Here is a 15,679-nt window from a genome sequence, read left to right as displayed (position 1 = left end):
GTAATACGCCGAGTCGCCACGTAAAGTACGAGGTCATGCAGAACAACGCGTCACTGCCGGCCGACGAGGTGGAGCTGCGCCCGCTGTCCGCCCGCTCGGTCGTCCTGAGCCTGCTGCTGGGGCTGCATCCGCCCGAGCTGCCGGTGAAGGAGCTGGTGCGCAGATTGGAGCCGTTCGGGATCGCGGGGTCCACCGTGCGGGCCGCGCTCAGCCGGATGGTGGCAGCCGGCGACCTGCGGCGCACGGACACCGTCCACCGGCTCAGCGACCGGCTGCTGGAACGCCAGGGGCGCCAGGACGACGCCGTCCATCCCGAGACCCGGCCCTGGGACGGCGACTGGGAGATGCTCGTCGTCACGGCCACCGGCCGGGGCCCCGCCGAACGCGCCGAACTGCGCACCGAACTGACCCGGCTCCGCCTCGCCGAACTCCGCGAGGGCGTCTGGCTGCGACCCGCCAACCTGCTCCGCACCCTGCCGGACGACGTCGACCAAGTGGCACAGCGCTACACGGCCCGCCCCGACCGCCCGGCCCGCGCGCTCGCCGCGGACCTGTGGCCGCTGGACGCGTGGGCCGGCACGGGCCGCGCCCTGCTGGCCCATGTCACCCGCGCCCAGCGCCCGCCCGACCGCTTCACCGCCTTCGCGGCCGTCGTACGGCATCTGCTCGCCGACCCGGTGCTGCCCCCCGAACTCCTCCCGCCCGACTGGCCGGGCGACCGGCTGCGCACCGCGTACGCGGCCTACCGGCGGGAGTTGGCGGAGGACGTACGCGCGCGTGACGGGTATGACGCCCCCGACAGCGCACGCGCGCGTGCCCGCACCTGACCGCACACGGCACGGCAGCCGCCCGAAGCGCCGTGCGGGGACGCTTCGGACGGCCGCCCTCACCGTGGGGGGACTACCTGCGAGCGGGTGCTACCGGTAGGTGATGTCCGAGCTGGAGTACAGGCAGTTCGTGCTGTCCGGGCCCGTACCCACAGCGGTGTTGTTGTTGTACTTCTGGCACGGGATCACCTTGCGGCCGGCGTCGTTGAGGATCGTGATGCCGCGCAGTGTCGCCACATCGCCCCGGTTGACGTTGATGCCGACTAGGCGGGCCGTGGTCCCCGTGCCGGTCACCTCGATGTTGCTGAGGTTGACCTTGCGCGTGTACTGAGTCGAGCAGTCGCCGCACGAGCGGTACAGGGTCTTGAACTCGCTGACCGCGAAGTTGGAGATGTTGAGCGTGCCGGGCCCGTTGTGCTGGAAGACCTTGTCGGCGGCCTTCTTGGCGCCACCGCCGGTCACCGTGTAGGTCGAGCCGCCCCGGAAGGTGGCCGCGTCCTCGCCGACGTCCTCCCACCACACGTTCTGCAGGGTGCAGTTGCCCTCGCAGTGGATGCCGTCGGCGCCGGGCGCGCCGATGATGACGTTCTTCAGTGTCGCGCCGGGCGCGAGCTCGAAGATCGGGTCCTGGCCCTCCTCCTGTCCGTCGCCGGCCAGGTCGCCGCTGCCGTAGTAGCGGACCATGCCGCCGTCCCGGACGCCGGACACCTGGATGGTCGAGCTCACCGGCCGGCTGCTGGTGGGCGTCGGCCAGGTGGCGGCGCTCGCCGGGGGCACGCCGATTGTCGTGATCATGACAGTCGAGAGGCCGAGTGCGGCCAGGCCGCCGGTCATTGCGCGCCGGTGCGCGCGGGGCTTCGCTGGTGAAGTCATGTCCCGATGCCTTCTGTTGGGTGGGGGTGGTCAGAGCTTTCCGGCGCCCGCTCCGGCCGTCACCGAGGCGACGACGGTGGACGCGGACTCCGCGGTGTAGCTGTACGGCGGCGTGGTGAAGGTGCCGACCTGGGAGATCTCGGTCGCGGCTCCGCCGAGATCGTTGCCGCGCAGATTGGCGTGGCCGTCCACGTCGCTGCTGCGACTCGTGGTGACGGCGATCTTGGTGTCGCGGAAGACGTTGTTCTCCACGAGCAGTTGGGCGCCCATGCGCGAGTGGCAGGCGGTGTCCGCGCCGGCCACGTAGTTGTTGTAGAAGTGTCCGGTGCCGAAGCGCAGGCTGGGGATGCGCGAGTAGACGTTGCTGAAGCTGTTGTGGTGGTACGTCACCTTCAGATGGCCGGTGTCCTCGCTCGCGTTGCTGTCGCTGTGGCCGACGAGCGAGCCCTTGAAGTGGTCCTTGAAGGTGTTCCAGGACACCGTGACGTTGTCCGAGCCGTGATTGATGTCCAGCAGCCCGTCGTAGTAGTCCTTGTCGTGATCGCGGTCGGCCGAGAAGGAGTTGTGGTCGATCCACACCTTCGTCGACGCCTGGACCGTGATGCCGTCGGACGGCGCCACCGGCTTGCTGATGTTCAGGTTGCGCACGACGACGTTGGAAACGTTCTTCAGCCGCAGCCCGCCGCCGGTGAACCCGGACGACGAACCCACGCCCAGCACCGTGGTGTTGGAGCCGACGTCGACCTGACCGCTCAGCGGAATCAGGCCGTTGACCCGGACGACCTTGGCCGAGCCACCGGTCACCGCCGCCTTGAAGGCGTCCAGGGTGGAGACGGTGACCGCCGAGGCGCTGCCGCCGCCGTTCGTTCCCGCGCCGAACCCGATCGGCGAGGACTCGGCGGCACCGGCGGGCTGCGGGGTGGTGAGGACGGCCGCGGTGGCGAGGACGGCTGCGGCGGCCGTCGCCAGTGCGGTTCTTTGCGGGCGTGCACGTGGGGGGAGAGTTCGCATGCGGATGCGTCCCTTCGAGAGGAGCGGCTCGATCATGTAGATGAACGATGTGTGTCATGCAGAACGCTGTGCGTGGACAGTGTGGTCGTGTGGGGGTGCGGCGAAGCGGCTCGGTCACACTGCTGAACGGAACGTAGAGTGCAAGCGCTTTCTAGTCAACGCTTCGCGCGGAAGAATTCGGTCAGCCCCGTGGAGTGCAAGGGCTCTCGGTCGCATGGCGTGGGAGCGCTTCTATCGTGAGCGTGTCCATGCCACGATGCCTCTCCGGGCGCTCTCCGGACGCCTCTCCCGCCGCTCTCCCGCCGACCCGGTCGAACAGCCCCGCCGCCTGTCGCCGCACCACGTCCACGAGCCGCGACCAGAAGGGACCAAGGACGTGTCCACTCCCACTCCCACCCGCACCCGCACGACCGCGCCAAGACCGCTCCGGACGCTGCTCGCCGCCCTCCTGCCGCTGCTCGCGGCACTTCTCGTCACCGCCCCCGACGCGTCCGCCCGCACCGAGGTGGCCGCCGCCGTCCCCACCGCGACGCTGACCGAGGTCACCGGCTTCGGCGCCAACCCCAGCAACCTGCGGATGTACCTGTATGTGCCGGACAGCGTGACCGCCGATCCGGCCGTGCTGGTGGCCGCGCACTGGTGCACCGGCTCCGGTCCGGACATGTACCACGGCACCGAGTACGACACGCTGGCCGACCAGTACGGCTTCATCGTGATCTACCCGTCCGTCACCCGCAGCAGCAAGTGCTTCGACGTCTCCTCACCGCAGGCGCTGAAGCGCGACGGCGGCAGCGACCCGGTCGGCATCAGGTCCATGGTCGACTGGGTCACGCGCACCTACGACGCCGACGCCGGCCGGATCTTCGCCACCGGCATCTCCTCCGGCGCGATGATGACGAACGTCCTGCTCGGCGACTACCCCGACGTCTTCGCGGCCGGCGCCGCCTTCTCGGGCGTCCCTTTCGGCTGCTTCGCCACCACCGACGGCTCCGAGTGGAACAGCGCGTGCGCACAGGGCACGGTCACCCGCACCGCGCGGCAGTGGGGCGACATCGCCCGTGCCGCCCACCCCGGCTACACCGGCCCCCGGCCCCGTATGCAGCTGTGGCACGGCACCGAGGACGACGTCCTGCGCTACCCCAACCTCGGGGAGATGATCAAGCAGTGGACGAACGTCCACGGCGTCAGCCAGACCCCGGCCGTCACGGACACACCCCAGTCCGGCTGGACCCGCACCCGCTACGGCGGCACCGGCGACCGCGCCCCGGTGGAGGCGATCAGCCTCCGGGGCATCGGCCACAACATCTACGGCTACGGCATGGCCGCCCGGGTCCTCACCTTCTTCGGCCTGGACGGCGGCGGGTCCGCACCCCGGCCCCAGCCCGGCGCATGCGAGGTGACCGTCGGCACCAACGCCCGGAACACCGGCCTGACCGCCTCCGTGACCCTCACCAACACGGGATCCGCGCCGGTCAACGGCTGGCAGCTCGGCTTCACCCTGCCCGCCGGCCAGACGATCACGGGCGGCTGGGGAGCCGCGTACGCCCCGGCCTCCGGTGCGGTGACGGCGAGCAACGCCTCGTACAACGCGGCGGTCGCGCCAGGTGAGAGCGTCGGCATCGGTTATCAGGCGAGTCACACCGGGAACAGCGCGGCGCCGGGCGCCTTCACGCTCAACGGGACGGCCTGCGCGGCCGGTTGATCTCACGCGGAGCGCGAGGCGTCCGTCGGCGTGGGCCCGCGGACGCCTCGCCCTCCGTGGCCGACGCGATCAGCCTCCGCATCGGCGGGTGACCCGCCGTTTTGCGGGAACCCGGAGCCGCACGCAAGCGACATCGATCGAGGACGCAATCAGCCGAGGTCACGCGATGGTTCTGGGACTGCTCACCCGCCCGACAGCCGCCGCGGCCGCCGCGGTCGCAGCCGGCCCCCGACTGCTGGCCCAAGGAGCGGCACCCGCGGTGGGAGTCGCCGCGGGGGCGGTGGCGGGTACCGCCCGGGCGGGGGTGCGGAGCGTGGACACCGCCGCCCGTGTCGTACGGGTCGCCCGCCACACCCTGCCCGGCCGGCCACGACCCTGGCGGTCCGGCGCCCGGGCCCACCTCGCACTGCGGCCCGAGGCGCCGGAACGCGTACGGCGGGAGGGCGGGACGGCACATGTGGCGCGCAGGGTCGCCGCGGAGCTGGCCGAGCGGCCGGACGTGGCCCTCGCCTACTGGGACGGCGGCCTGCGACGGCTCGTGGTGACCGCCGTCGAGGAGTCGGCCGGTGACCGGGTCGTGGAGAAGGCGGCCGCGATCGCCGCCCGGCACGGTCTGGCCCAGACGGACGAGACGGTGGACGCCGTCCCTCATCCGGCCGACCCCGCCGGAGTACGGGCCGCCGCCACCGCGCTCGCCGCCGACGGCGCCGGCATCGCGGTCGCGTTCGCCGGATACGCCCTGCGCCTGCCCACCTCACCCCGGTCGGTGACCGCGCTGGCGACGCTGCTGCGGGAGAACCCGAACTTCCGTGGCTGGCTGCGCGCGAGGATCGGCCGCTCCCGCATGGATGTGGCCCTGGCCATCGCGAACGCCGCCGTCCACGGCGCCGGCCGGACCCCGACCGCCCTGCTGCTCGACGGCGCGCTGCGCACGCTCCAGCTGGGGGAGACGGTGGCCCGCGCGGCGGCGTTCGACCAGGTCCACGACGAGGTCTGCGCGCCGGAGCGGACCAGCGTGGCGGGGGACGACTTCCCGCGCCCGCCGCTGCGCACGTCCCCGGCCCAGGAGTACGCCACGCACGCCGAGACCGGCAGCCTGGCCGGCGCCGCGGCCATGTTGCTGGTCAAGCACGACGGCAGCGAGGCGGCGGAAGCGGTGCTCGCGGGCTCTCCCAAGGCCGCGCGCTACGGGCCCGCCGCCTTCCACGCCGTACTGAGCTCCGCGCTGTCCCGCACCGGCGTCCTGGTTCGCGACACCGAGCGGCTGCGCCAGCTGGAGATGGCCGACACGGTCGTACTGCACCCGAGTGCGCTGCGGACTCCGGGCGCGGACGCGGATCCGTGGGCGGAGGTGGTGCTGGACGCGGCACGGCGGGCGGGGTTGCGGGTCGTGATGGTGGACGATCCGGCCCTGGCGGACTTCACCACCCTCGCCGACCAGGTCGTGCGCGACGAGCGGTCGCTGAGCGACGTGGTGAACGCGCTGCGCGGCGACGACGGCGTCGTCGTCACGGTCGCACGGCCCGGGGAGGCCGACGAGGACATACTCGCCGGGCTGCTCGCCTCCGACGTGGCCGTCGCCCTCACCGACCGCGGGGGTGCCGTCGTCTGGGGCGCGGACGTGCTGGCTCCGCACGGGCTCGCCGATGTCTGGCGGCTGCTGCGGGCGGTCCCGGCCGCGCGCGGGGTCGGCCGCCGCTCGCAGGTCCTGGCCCGGTCCGGTGCCGCACTGTCCGGGCTCCTGGTCGCCATCGGAAAGTCCCAGCGAGGCCGCCGTACGCCATGGCCCGGGCTGCGCCACACCCCGGTCGACGCGAGCGCCGCCTGGGCCCTGCTTACCGGCACGCGCGCCGCCCTCGGCGTGGCCCTGGCCCGTGCCCCGCACCCCCGGCCACGGGTGGCCTGGCACGAACTGGAGACCACCGAGGTCCGCGAACGGCTGGAGCAGGAGACCGGCCCCGAGCCGACCCGGCGTGAGCAGCTCACCGACCGCGCACGCGAGACGATGCGGACGATGGGCCGGCAGCGCGTGTTCGCGCCGGTGAGCGGGCCGCTGCGGCTCGCCAAGGCCATGCGCGGGGAACTGGACGACCCCCTCACCCCGGTGCTGGCCGTCGGCTCCGCCGCCGAGGCGATCCTCGGCTCGGTCTTGGACGCCCTGCTGGTCGTCGGCGCGCTCGACCTGAACGCGCTGGTCGGCGGCGTCCAGCGGATGCGCGCCGAGCGGGCGCTGTCCGGGCTGCTCGCCAAGCAGAAACAGAAAGCGCGCGTCACCACCGAGGACCCGTCGGCCCAGCCGCAGGTCGTCGACGCCGTCAAGCTCGGGCCCGGTGACCTGATCGAGCTCAGGGCGGACGACGTGGTGCCCGCCGACGCCCGCCTGGTGTGGGCGGACGGACTGGAGGTCGACGAGTCCGCGCTGACCGGTGAGTCCCTGGCGGCCGCCAAGGGGACCGACCCGGCGCCGGACGCCGCTGTGCCGGACCGCGCCTGCATGGTGTTCGAGGGCACGACCGTGGTGGCCGGACATGCTCGCGCCGTCGTGGTGGAGACCGGGGAGCGCACGGAGGCCGCGCGGGCCGTGGCCCTCGCCTCCCGCAAGCCGCCGTCCGCCGGAGTGCAGGCCAGGCTCCGCGAACTCACCGACAAGGCCCTGCCGTGGACCCTGGCGGGCGGCGCCGGGGTGACCGCCCTGTCGCTGCTGCGCGGTACTCCGATCCGCCGCGCGGTGAGCGGCGGGGTGGCGGTGGCCGTGGCGGCGGTGCCCGAAGGACTGCCGCTGGTGGCGACCGTGGCGCAGCTGGCCGCGGCCCGGCGGCTGAGCGGGCGCGGCGTCCTGGTGCGGGCCCCGCGCACCCTGGAGGCGCTCGGCCGGATGGACACCATCTGCTTCGACAAGACCGGCACGCTCACCGAGAACCGGCTGCGCCTGGTGCGGCTCACCGACGCCGACGGGACGGTCAGTACGCCGGACGAATCGAAGGCCGACACCACGCTGCGGGTCGCGGCACGTGCCTGCCCCCAGCTCAACGGCGGCTCGGACCGGCCCGTGCACGCCACCGACGAGGCCGTCCTGGACGCGGCCGCCCCCGACCCCGAGTGGACCCAGACCGAGGGGCTGCCCTTCGAGGCGGGCCGTGGCTACGCCGCCGCCGTCGGCCAGGCCGAGGACGGCTCACCGGTGCTCGTCGTCAAGGGCGCCCCCGAGACGGTGCTGCCCGCCTGCTCCGGCCTGCCCTCGTCGGCGTCGGACAGGGCGCACGCGCTGGCCGGCGACGGACTGCGGGTCCTGGCGGTCGCCCAGCGCCGGCTCGACCCGGCCGACAAGGCGGCCGAGGTCCTCGAACAGCCCTTGGAGAAGCTGGAGTTCACCGGACTGCTCGCGCTCGCCGACGTGGCGCGCGACACCTCCACGGCCCTGGTCCAGGGCCTGCGCGAGGAAGGCGTACGCCCCGTCATGCTCACCGGCGACCACCCGCAGACCGCACGGGCCATCGCCGCGGAGCTGGGCTGGCCCGAGGACACCGGTGTGATCACGGGGGACGAACTGGCCTCCGCGGACCGCGAGGAGCGCGTTCGGATGCTGCGTGACGTGGGCGTCGTGGCCCGGGTCGCGCCCGAGCAGAAGCTCCAGGTCGTCGAGGCGCTGCGGGACGCCGGGCGGGTCGTGGGCATGGTCGGCGACGGAGCCAACGACGCCGCGGCCATCCGCGCCGCCGACATCGGCGTCGGCATCAGTGCCCGCGGCTCCGCGGCCGCCCGCAACGCGGCCGACCTGGTGCTCACCGACGGCGACCTGACGGTCCTGATCGACGCGGTCGCCGAGGGCCGGGCGCTGTGGCACAGCGTCGCCGACGCCATCGCCATCCTGATCGGCGGCAACGCGGGCGAGGTGGGCTTCGGACTCCTCGGCACGCTGTTGTCGGGTGCCTCGCCGCTGTCCACCCGCCAGATGCTGCTGGTGAACCTGTTCACGGACCTGTTCCCGGCGATGGCGGTCGCGGTGACGCCGAAGCCCGCAGAGGAGTCGGAGGAGCCTGAGAAGCCGGGGGAGCCGCAGGAGCCTGAGGAGTCGGAGGAAGACGCGGCCGATCGGCCGGACGCACGACCGGCACCCGGCCCGGCAGCCACCGAACCCCTGGGCGCACCTCTGATCCGCAAGATCCGGCACCGCGCCCTGACCACCACTCTGGGTGCCACCTCGGCCTGGCTGTTCGGCCGCTTCACCCCGGGCAGCGCCCGCCGCTCCACCACGATGGCGCTGTGCGCGGTGGTCGGCACACAACTCGCGCAGACCCTCGCCGACCGCCGGGGCAGCCCGCTGGTCCAGGCCACCGCCCTGGGCTCCGCGGCGGCCCTCGTCGTCCTGGTCCAGACGCCCGGCGTCAGCAACCTCTTCGGCTGCACGCCGCTCGGCCCCCTCGCGTGGGCGGGTGTGGCGGCGTCGATCGCACTCGCGGTGGCCGGGCAGCGTTTCCTGCCGCAGCTGGAGCGGCTGGTGGCCGGGCGGCTGCCGGCCCAGGCCCAGTGACGGTGACCGGGGTTCGCCGGCGGCCCGGCCGGACGGCTCACCGCTCCGGCCGGGCCCGGTGATCAAACGGAGCGGTGGTACTGGTGCGGCACGTGCGCCTCGCCTCCGAGCTCCCGTGCCGCATGCCGCGCCCACGAGGGGTTGCGCAGCAGCTCGCGGCCGAGCAGGACGGCGTCGGCCTCGCCGTTAGCGATGATCTTCTCGGCCTGTTCGGCCTCGGTGATCAGGCCGACCGCGGCGACCGACAGCGAGGTCTCGGCCTTCACCCGCGCGGCGAACGGCACCTGGTAGCCGGGGCGGACCGGGATGCGGGCGCCGGAGGCGTTGCCGCCGGTCGAGACGTCGAGCAGGTCGATGCCGTGGGCCTTGAGGTCGGCGGCGAAGCGGACGGTGTCGTCGGCACTCCAGCCGCCCTCCTCCAGCCAGTCCGTGGCCGAGATGCGGAAGAACAGCGGCTTGTCCTGCGGCCACACCTCGCGTACGGCGTCCACGACCTGGAGGGCGAAACGGGTGCGGTTCTCGTACGAGCCGCCGTACTCGTCCGTGCGGTGGTTGGAGTACGGCGAGAGGAACTCGTTGATCAGATAGCCATGGGCGCCATGGATCTCGGCGACCTCGAACCCGGCGGCGAGGGCACGGCGCGCGGCGTCCGCGAACTGCCCCACGATCTCCTGGATCCTGGCGACCGTCAGCTCGGTCGGCACCGGGTGCCCCTCGGCGAACGCGATCGCGCTGGGCGCCACCGGCTGCCATCCGTGGGCGTCCGGCCCCACCGGCGCGCCACCCGTCCAGGGCCGGTCGGTCGAGGCCTTGCGGCCGGCGTGGGCCAGCTGGATGCCCGCAATCGTGCCCTGTGACTCCAGGAAGCGCGTGATCCGGCGGAACGCCGCGACCTGAGTGTCGTTCCAGATGCCCAGGTCGTACGGGGAGATCCGGCCCTCGGGGCTGACTCCTGTGGCCTCGACGACGATCAGTCCCGTGCCACCGGTCGCGCGGGCGGCGTAATGCGCGAAGTGCCAGTCGTTGGGGACGCCCGCGTCGGGGCCGTCGGGCGCGGCCGAGTACTGGCACATCGGGGGCATCCACACCCGGTTCGGGATCGTCACATCGCGCAGGGTGTAGGGCTCGAAGAGCGCGCTCACGGCGGACTCCATTCGTTCGCGGGACCAGTCGTCGACTCGTACGATAGGCATCGTAGTACGAGAAGTGTCAAACTACGAGAGGTCTCGTACAATGAGGGAACCCGAGCCCGGGAGATCCCGAGTGAGGGAAACCGACGAAGTGGAGCCGCCGTGACCAGCCCCGCTGTCAGCAGCCGAGACCTCCCGCACCCGACGCGCGAGGAGATCCGTCTGGAGGGCGTACTGCACGCGCTGTCCGACCCGCTGCGGCTGCAGATCGTACGAGAGCTCGCCGCGGTCGACGGCGAGCTCTCCTGTTCGTACTTCGACCTGCCCGTCACCAAGTCCACCACCACGCACCACTTCCGGGTGCTGCGCGAGAGCGGTGTGATCCAGCAGGTCTACCGGGGCACGGCCAAGATGAACGGCCTGCGCAAGGAGGACCTAGACGGTCTCTTCCCGGGACTTCTCGACGCCCTCCTCGACGCCGCCGCGCGGCAGGCCGTCCGTCTCGCCAGCGCCTGAACCCACCCTGCCGGGCAGGTGGTTGAAGAGCAGGTTCAGCACGATCGCCGTCAGACAGCCGGCGCTGATGCCGCTGTTCATCACCGTCTGGAACCAGTCCGGGAACTTCTCGTAGATCGTCGGCACGCCGACCGGCAGCATGCCCACGGCCACGGAAACGGCCACCACCGTCAGGTTGTCGTTGCCCTTGAAGTCCACCGCGGCCAGCGTCCTTAGCCCGCTCGCGGCGACCGTCCCGAACATCACCAGGCCCGCACCGCCCAGCACCGGCGCCGGTATCGCCGCCACCACCGCGCCCAGCTTGGGCAGCAGCCCCAGCAGCACGAGGATGCCGCCCGCGGTGGCCACCACCCAGCGGCTGCGCACCCGGGTCATGCCTACGAGACCCACGTTCTGGGCGTACGCCGTGTACGGGAAGGTGTTGAAGACGCCGCCCAGCACCGTCGACAGACCGTCGGCGCGCAGGCCGTCCGCGAGGGAGCGCGGCTCCACCTTGCGGTCCGTCATCTCACCGACCGCGATCAGGTCACCGGTCGTCTCGGTCATCGTCACCAGCGCCACCACCAGCATCGACACGATCGCCGAGAACTCGAAGGTGGGCGCCCCGAAGTGGAACGGCGTGCTGATCCCGAGCCAGTCGGCCTCGCCGACCCCGCCGAAGTCCGTGAACCCGAACGGCACCGCCACCGCCAGCCCGACCGCGATGCCGATCAGCACGGCGATCCGGCTGAGGAACGCGGGCGCGAACCGCTGCACACCGAGCACCACCGCGAGGACGAACGCCGCCAGCGCGATGTTCTTCGGCTCCCCGAAGTCCGACGAACCGACGCCGCCTGCGGCCCAGTTGCCCGCGACCGGCAGCAGCGAGAGGCCGATGATCAGGATCACCGTGCCCGTGACCAGGGGAGGGAAGAACCGGAGCAGCTTTCCGAAGACCGGCGCCAGCAGCACGATCGCGAGCCCCGCGACGATCACCGAGCCGTAGATCGCGGGAAGTCCGCCGCCCGTCGTGCCGATCAGCACCATCGGGGACACGGCGGCGAACGTACAGCCCTGCATGATCGGCAGCCGTACACCGAACCGCCAGAAGCCGACGCACTGGATCAGGGTCGCGATGCCGCACACCAGCAGGTCGGCGGTGATCAGATACGCCAGATCCGCGGGCGGCAGCTTCATGGCACCGCCGACGATCAGGGGGACGGCCACGGCGCCGGCGTACATCGCGAGTACGTGCTGGAGGCCGAAGGCGGCGAGGTGGCGTGCGGGTGGGACTTCGTCGACGGGGTGCGGGGGTGAGCTGTCTGTCATGGGCGAGACCGTAGGCTCCTTGAACAGATTGTTGATTTCGGGGGTGTTGCTGGTTCGTTTCTCTCTGCGGGTTCGTCTGTGGCTGGTCGCGCAGTTCTCCGCGCCCCTACGGCGCGCTGTTGCGCGCGGCACCCAACAACGACTCCCAGTCGGGGAGCTTCACCACACCCCTGCTCAGTGACGCGCCGAGTTCCGCCTCGGCACGCTCAATCGCGCACCAACCCGCCCACTCCACCGGCTCGACCCCCTCGGCGCGCAGTGCCGTAAGAGGCTCTTCGGGTACTTCCTTCGCTACGAGCGCGGAGGCGTCCTCCAGCAGCGACGTCACCGTCTCCTTGGCGTCCGAACGGTTCGTGCCGATGACACCGGTCGGGCCCCGCTTGATCCAGCCCGCCACGTACTCGCCCGGCGCGACGATGCCCTCCCGCAGCACGCGGCCCGCGAGATGCGGCACCGTGCCGGTCGCGATGTCGAACGGCAGCCCCTCAAGGGGCACTCCGCGATAGCCCACCGAGCGCAGCACCAACTGGGCCTCGACGTCCTCGAACTGGCCCGTGCCCGTCACTCCGCCCCGTCCGTCGGGCGCCGTCCGTTCGAAGCGCACCGCGCCCACGCGCCCTGCGTCGGCGAGGACTTCGACGGGGCGCAGGAAGAAGCGCAGCCGGATGCGGTGGCCGGCGTCCCGCGCCGGGGACCCGGCCCAGCCGCGCAGCACCTCCACGTTGCGGCGCTGCGGCGCGGGCAGGCCGGAGGGGTCGGCGTAGGCGGGATCCATCGCCAACTCGGCCGGTTCCACGATCACTTCGGTGTCCGGCAGGGTGCCCAGCTCCCGCAGCTCCTTGGTGGTGAAGCGGGCCTGCGAAGGACCGCGCCGGCCCACCATCGTGACGTCCGTGACGCGGCTCGCGGCGAGGGCGGTGAGCGCCGCCTGGGGCATGTCGGTGGGACTCAGTTCGGCCGTGCCTCTGGCCAGCATCCGCGCCACGTCCACCGCGACGTTCCCGACGCCGATCACCACCGCCGATCGTGTACCGGCCACGAACCCGTTGTCGACGGCGTCCGGGTGGGCGCTGTACCAGGACACGAACTCGGTGGCCGACCAGCTGCCCGGAAGGTCCTCGCCCGGAATCCCGAGATGCCGGTCGGTGGCGGCGCCCACGCAGTACACGACCGCGTGATACAGCTCGCGCAGCCGTGCGGCCGGAATCCCGCCGGGACCGATCTGGACACCGCCGAGGAACCGCACCCGCTCGTGCTCCAGGACCGTGCGCAGGTTGTTCTGCAGTGACTTGATCTTCTCGTGGTCGGGCGCGACGCCGTACCGCACCAGGCCGTACGGGCACGGCAGCCGGTCCAGGACGTCGACGGCCACGTCCGGATCCTGCTGTACGAGACTCTGGGCGGTGTAACACCCGCTGGGCCCGGAGCCGACGACGGCGACATGAAGCACGGCGGAACTCCTTGTCCGGAGATCGTCAGGAGTCGCTCTCAAGTCCAGCATCGCACCGCGACCGCTCCGCTGACAGGGTGCTGTGCGCCGTGCGGGGCGCGTGTTCGTTCGTATGGAGTGTGATCATGCGGTTACGTTGCGTGTGTGCTGGAAGCATCCTTTCTTAATCTTTCCGATCGCTCCGCGACGGACGGTGCCGTATCGGTGTGGCCCGCATGGCAGGTGCGGGACGGCGGCGGTGCCACGGCGTGGTTCGGCGTCCGGCTGGAGTTCGGCGACGGCGCCCGGGTCGACGCGCTCGCCGTGGTCGCCCGGGGGTGTGTCTCCATCGAGGACGTACGGGCCGAGCCGGCGCTGTCCCTCGACGACCTGGCGGCGCTCGCCGACTGGATCGAGGATCCCCTCTCCCGGGCATGCGGGATCGGGAACGAGACGGATGAGACGGACGAGGCGATCGGCGACGACGGCAGGGAAGCCGGGCCGGGCCGGGTACGCCCGGACTGGCCGCGAGGTATCCAGGGGCACTGGCTCGTCGCGCAGAAGTACCGCGCCGCCCAGGAGGCGGGTCTCGACCCCGTCCTCGCGGTGATGACCGCGACGGGGCACGGCCGGCGCAGGTCGCTCCGGCTCATCGGCCAGGCACGCGACGCGGGCTTCCTGACTCCTCGCCGCGCCCGACGCTGACCCCGGTCCGGCCCGTACTGCCTCGGCGCCCCGGGCCGAGGGGAGCTCCTACGTCGACCGCTCCTCCGGACAGTCGGTCGAGGACCCGGTGGCGAAGAAGCGCGACAGATCCGTGTCGCCCGCCCGACCCGGCTCCGCCGCCTCGTCCGGCGGCATTCCCGACTCCCAGTCCAGCCGGTACCGCTTGAACAACTCGGCCCGCAGCACAGTCACCGGCATCGGCACCCCGGGCACCAGCGCCGCGTAGACCGCACCCATGAGCAGGGCACGCAGCATCGGATAGTCGGTGTCGACATTCAGGGAGCCGTGCCGTTCGCAAGTCTCGCGCAGCAGCTCGGCCAGGCGCCGCTGCTCCGGGCACTGCACAAAGCCCTCGGCCTGGAGGATCCCCGCCATGTGCTGACGCATCAGCACCGGCCGGTGCTGGGCCAGGCCGAGAATCGCGTCGATGGCCCTGGCCATCCGCTCCCGGCCGTCCTCGGCGCGCGGCTCGCCCTCCAGCGCCTCCTCCAGCGTGCGGTGCATCAGCCGGTGCACGGCGGACTGCACCAGCTGGCGCTTGCCGGGGAAGTAGTACGACACCAGTCCGCGCGCCGAGCCCGCCCGGTCCGCGATGTCGCCGAGCGTCGTGGCGTCGTAGCCGCGCTCGCCGACCAGCTCGACCGCCGCCTGCAGCAGCCGCTCCCGGGATCGCCGCCGCAGTTCTTCATTGACCGAGGCGCTGCGCGGGGACATGCTGAAACTCCTGCGTTGACTGGCTGCCAGCCAACTATACTCAGTGCGTGCGGCCCGGCCTTGATACGGCCTGGTCGAGGTTGCCGCCTGTCCCGGGCGACGCGGGGGATCGTCCGGGACAGGCCCGACCGCCGGGATGGTGGCCGGAGGCTACTTCCCGGCGGTCGGGTCGGCGCCGTCGGCCCGCGGTCCGGCGCCGTCGGTCGGAAGTCCGGCGCCCACGAGTTCAAGCACCGGTCGCAGCGCGTCCGGCCGTTCGGCCGCCGGCAGATGGTCCACGAAGTGCACCGCACAGCCCAGGGCCGCCGCACCGCCGTCCGCGCGTCGGTTGTCGCCGACCATGACGACGTCCCCCGGATCGGCGCCGAGCGCCTCGCAGGCCGCCGCGAACAGCCGGGGGTCGGGCTTCTGGATGCCGTGCTCGTAGGACAGCACGTATGTGTCCACGTACGGGTCGAGACCGTGCTCCCGGAACACCGGTCGCAGATCCCAGCCGATGTTGCTGACGACGCCGATGCCGACGCCCCGCTCGCGCAGGGTCCGCAGTACGTCGGCGGCATCCGGGTACGGCAGCCACGCGGGCGGTGTCATGTGGCGGTCGTAGAGCATGTCGTGCAACCGGTCGTCGGGCAGCTGCACATGCCGCGAGAGGCCGGTGTACGCCGCCCGGTGCAGCTCCGCGCTCTTGTCCCGCACTCCCCAGACACTCGCGACGTTCTCCGGCAGCCACGAGGGGTCGACCCCGCCCGGCAGCGCGCCCATCGCCTCCAGTGCCTGCACGGCCTCGGCCAACTCGGCCTCGGCGATCTCCACTTGGGCCTCGGTGAGCGCTCCGCGCAACCAGCTCTCGGTGGACTCGACACGGAAGAGGGTCCCGGAGAAATCGAACAGAACTGCGGTCATGAAGGGATC

At 72.3% G+C, this 15,679-nt stretch carries 12 protein-coding genes; 5 read left to right on the top strand and 7 right to left on the bottom strand.

Going from position 1 to position 15,679, the window contains the following annotated elements; all coding sequences use genetic code 11:
- Positions 1 to 35: 35 nt before the first annotated feature.
- Positions 36 to 827: a PaaX family transcriptional regulator C-terminal domain-containing protein gene (locus tag ACZ7NC_RS36645; protein ID WP_471494974.1), complete on the top strand. Its 792-nt coding sequence runs from the start codon at positions 36 to 38 to the stop codon at positions 825 to 827.
- Between the two features lie 90 nt (positions 828 to 917).
- Here the strand turns inward: ACZ7NC_RS36645 and ACZ7NC_RS36640 are convergent, their stop codons facing one another.
- Both ACZ7NC_RS36640 and ACZ7NC_RS36635 read right to left on the bottom strand, forming a co-directional pair.
- Positions 918 to 1,700: a pectate lyase gene (locus tag ACZ7NC_RS36640; RefSeq protein WP_471494972.1), complete on the bottom strand. Its 783-nt coding sequence runs from the start codon at positions 1,698 to 1,700 to the stop codon at positions 918 to 920.
- Positions 1,701 to 1,730: 30 nt separating this feature from the next.
- On the bottom strand, positions 1,731 to 2,711 hold the full coding sequence (locus ACZ7NC_RS36635) for a pectate lyase family protein (protein WP_471494970.1): 981 nt from the start codon (positions 2,709 to 2,711) through the stop codon (positions 1,731 to 1,733).
- A 376-nt stretch (positions 2,712 to 3,087) separates the two neighbouring features.
- Between ACZ7NC_RS36635 and ACZ7NC_RS36630 the strand changes: the two genes are divergently transcribed.
- Both ACZ7NC_RS36630 and ACZ7NC_RS36625 read left to right on the top strand, forming a co-directional pair.
- A complete protein-coding gene (locus tag ACZ7NC_RS36630) occupies positions 3,088 to 4,413 on the top strand; it encodes an extracellular catalytic domain type 1 short-chain-length polyhydroxyalkanoate depolymerase (RefSeq protein ID WP_471494968.1) in 1,326 nt (441 codons plus the stop codon).
- A 166-nt stretch (positions 4,414 to 4,579) separates the two neighbouring features.
- Positions 4,580 to 8,944 carry an HAD-IC family P-type ATPase gene (locus tag ACZ7NC_RS36625; RefSeq protein ID WP_471494966.1) on the top strand — a complete coding sequence of 1,455 codons (4,365 nt, stop codon included), beginning with the start codon at positions 4,580 to 4,582 and terminating at the stop codon, positions 8,942 to 8,944.
- A 62-nt stretch (positions 8,945 to 9,006) separates the two neighbouring features.
- Here the strand turns inward: ACZ7NC_RS36625 and ACZ7NC_RS36620 are convergent, their stop codons facing one another.
- On the bottom strand, positions 9,007 to 10,086 hold the full coding sequence (locus ACZ7NC_RS36620) for an NADH:flavin oxidoreductase/NADH oxidase (protein WP_471495009.1): 1,080 nt from the start codon (positions 10,084 to 10,086) through the stop codon (positions 9,007 to 9,009).
- A gap of 150 nt (positions 10,087 to 10,236) precedes the next feature.
- Between ACZ7NC_RS36620 and ACZ7NC_RS36615 the strand changes: the two genes are divergently transcribed.
- Positions 10,237 to 10,590 carry an ArsR/SmtB family transcription factor gene (locus ACZ7NC_RS36615; RefSeq protein WP_471494964.1) on the top strand — a complete coding sequence of 118 codons (354 nt, stop codon included), beginning with the start codon at positions 10,237 to 10,239 and terminating at the stop codon, positions 10,588 to 10,590.
- Here the strand turns inward: ACZ7NC_RS36615 and ACZ7NC_RS36610 are convergent.
- Both ACZ7NC_RS36610 and ACZ7NC_RS36605 read right to left on the bottom strand, forming a co-directional pair.
- Positions 10,510 to 11,898 (bottom strand): nucleobase:cation symporter-2 family protein, encoded by a 1,389-nt coding sequence (locus ACZ7NC_RS36610; protein ID WP_471494962.1) that lies wholly within the window; start codon positions 11,896 to 11,898, stop codon positions 10,510 to 10,512. The genes ACZ7NC_RS36615 and ACZ7NC_RS36610 overlap by 81 nt on opposite strands.
- A 106-nt stretch (positions 11,899 to 12,004) precedes the next feature.
- Positions 12,005 to 13,348, bottom strand: coding sequence for an FAD-dependent oxidoreductase (locus ACZ7NC_RS36605; RefSeq protein WP_471494960.1), 1,344 nt, complete (start codon positions 13,346 to 13,348; stop codon positions 12,005 to 12,007).
- A gap of 144 nt (positions 13,349 to 13,492) precedes the next feature.
- Between ACZ7NC_RS36605 and ACZ7NC_RS36600 the strand changes: the two genes are divergently transcribed.
- Positions 13,493 to 14,032, top strand: a complete 540-nt coding sequence (locus ACZ7NC_RS36600) for a DUF6214 family protein (protein ID WP_471494958.1) — start codon at positions 13,493 to 13,495, stop codon at positions 14,030 to 14,032.
- Positions 14,033 to 14,080: 48 nt separating this feature from the next.
- Here the strand turns inward: ACZ7NC_RS36600 and ACZ7NC_RS36595 are convergent, their stop codons facing one another.
- Together ACZ7NC_RS36595 and ACZ7NC_RS36590 are read right to left on the bottom strand one after the other, a co-directional pair.
- A complete protein-coding gene (locus ACZ7NC_RS36595) occupies positions 14,081 to 14,767 on the bottom strand; it encodes a TetR/AcrR family transcriptional regulator (protein WP_471494956.1) in 687 nt (228 codons plus the stop codon).
- Positions 14,768 to 14,917: 150 nt separating this feature from the next.
- Positions 14,918 to 15,670: an HAD family hydrolase gene (locus ACZ7NC_RS36590; protein ID WP_471494954.1), complete on the bottom strand. Its 753-nt coding sequence runs from the start codon at positions 15,668 to 15,670 to the stop codon at positions 14,918 to 14,920.
- Between the last annotated feature and the right edge of the window lie 9 nt (positions 15,671 to 15,679).

The organism is Streptomyces sp. NPDC111802 (genome assembly GCF_055634335.1).
Note: the sequence above shows the minus strand (reverse complement) of the source record. Positions and strands in the feature narration are given on the sequence as shown.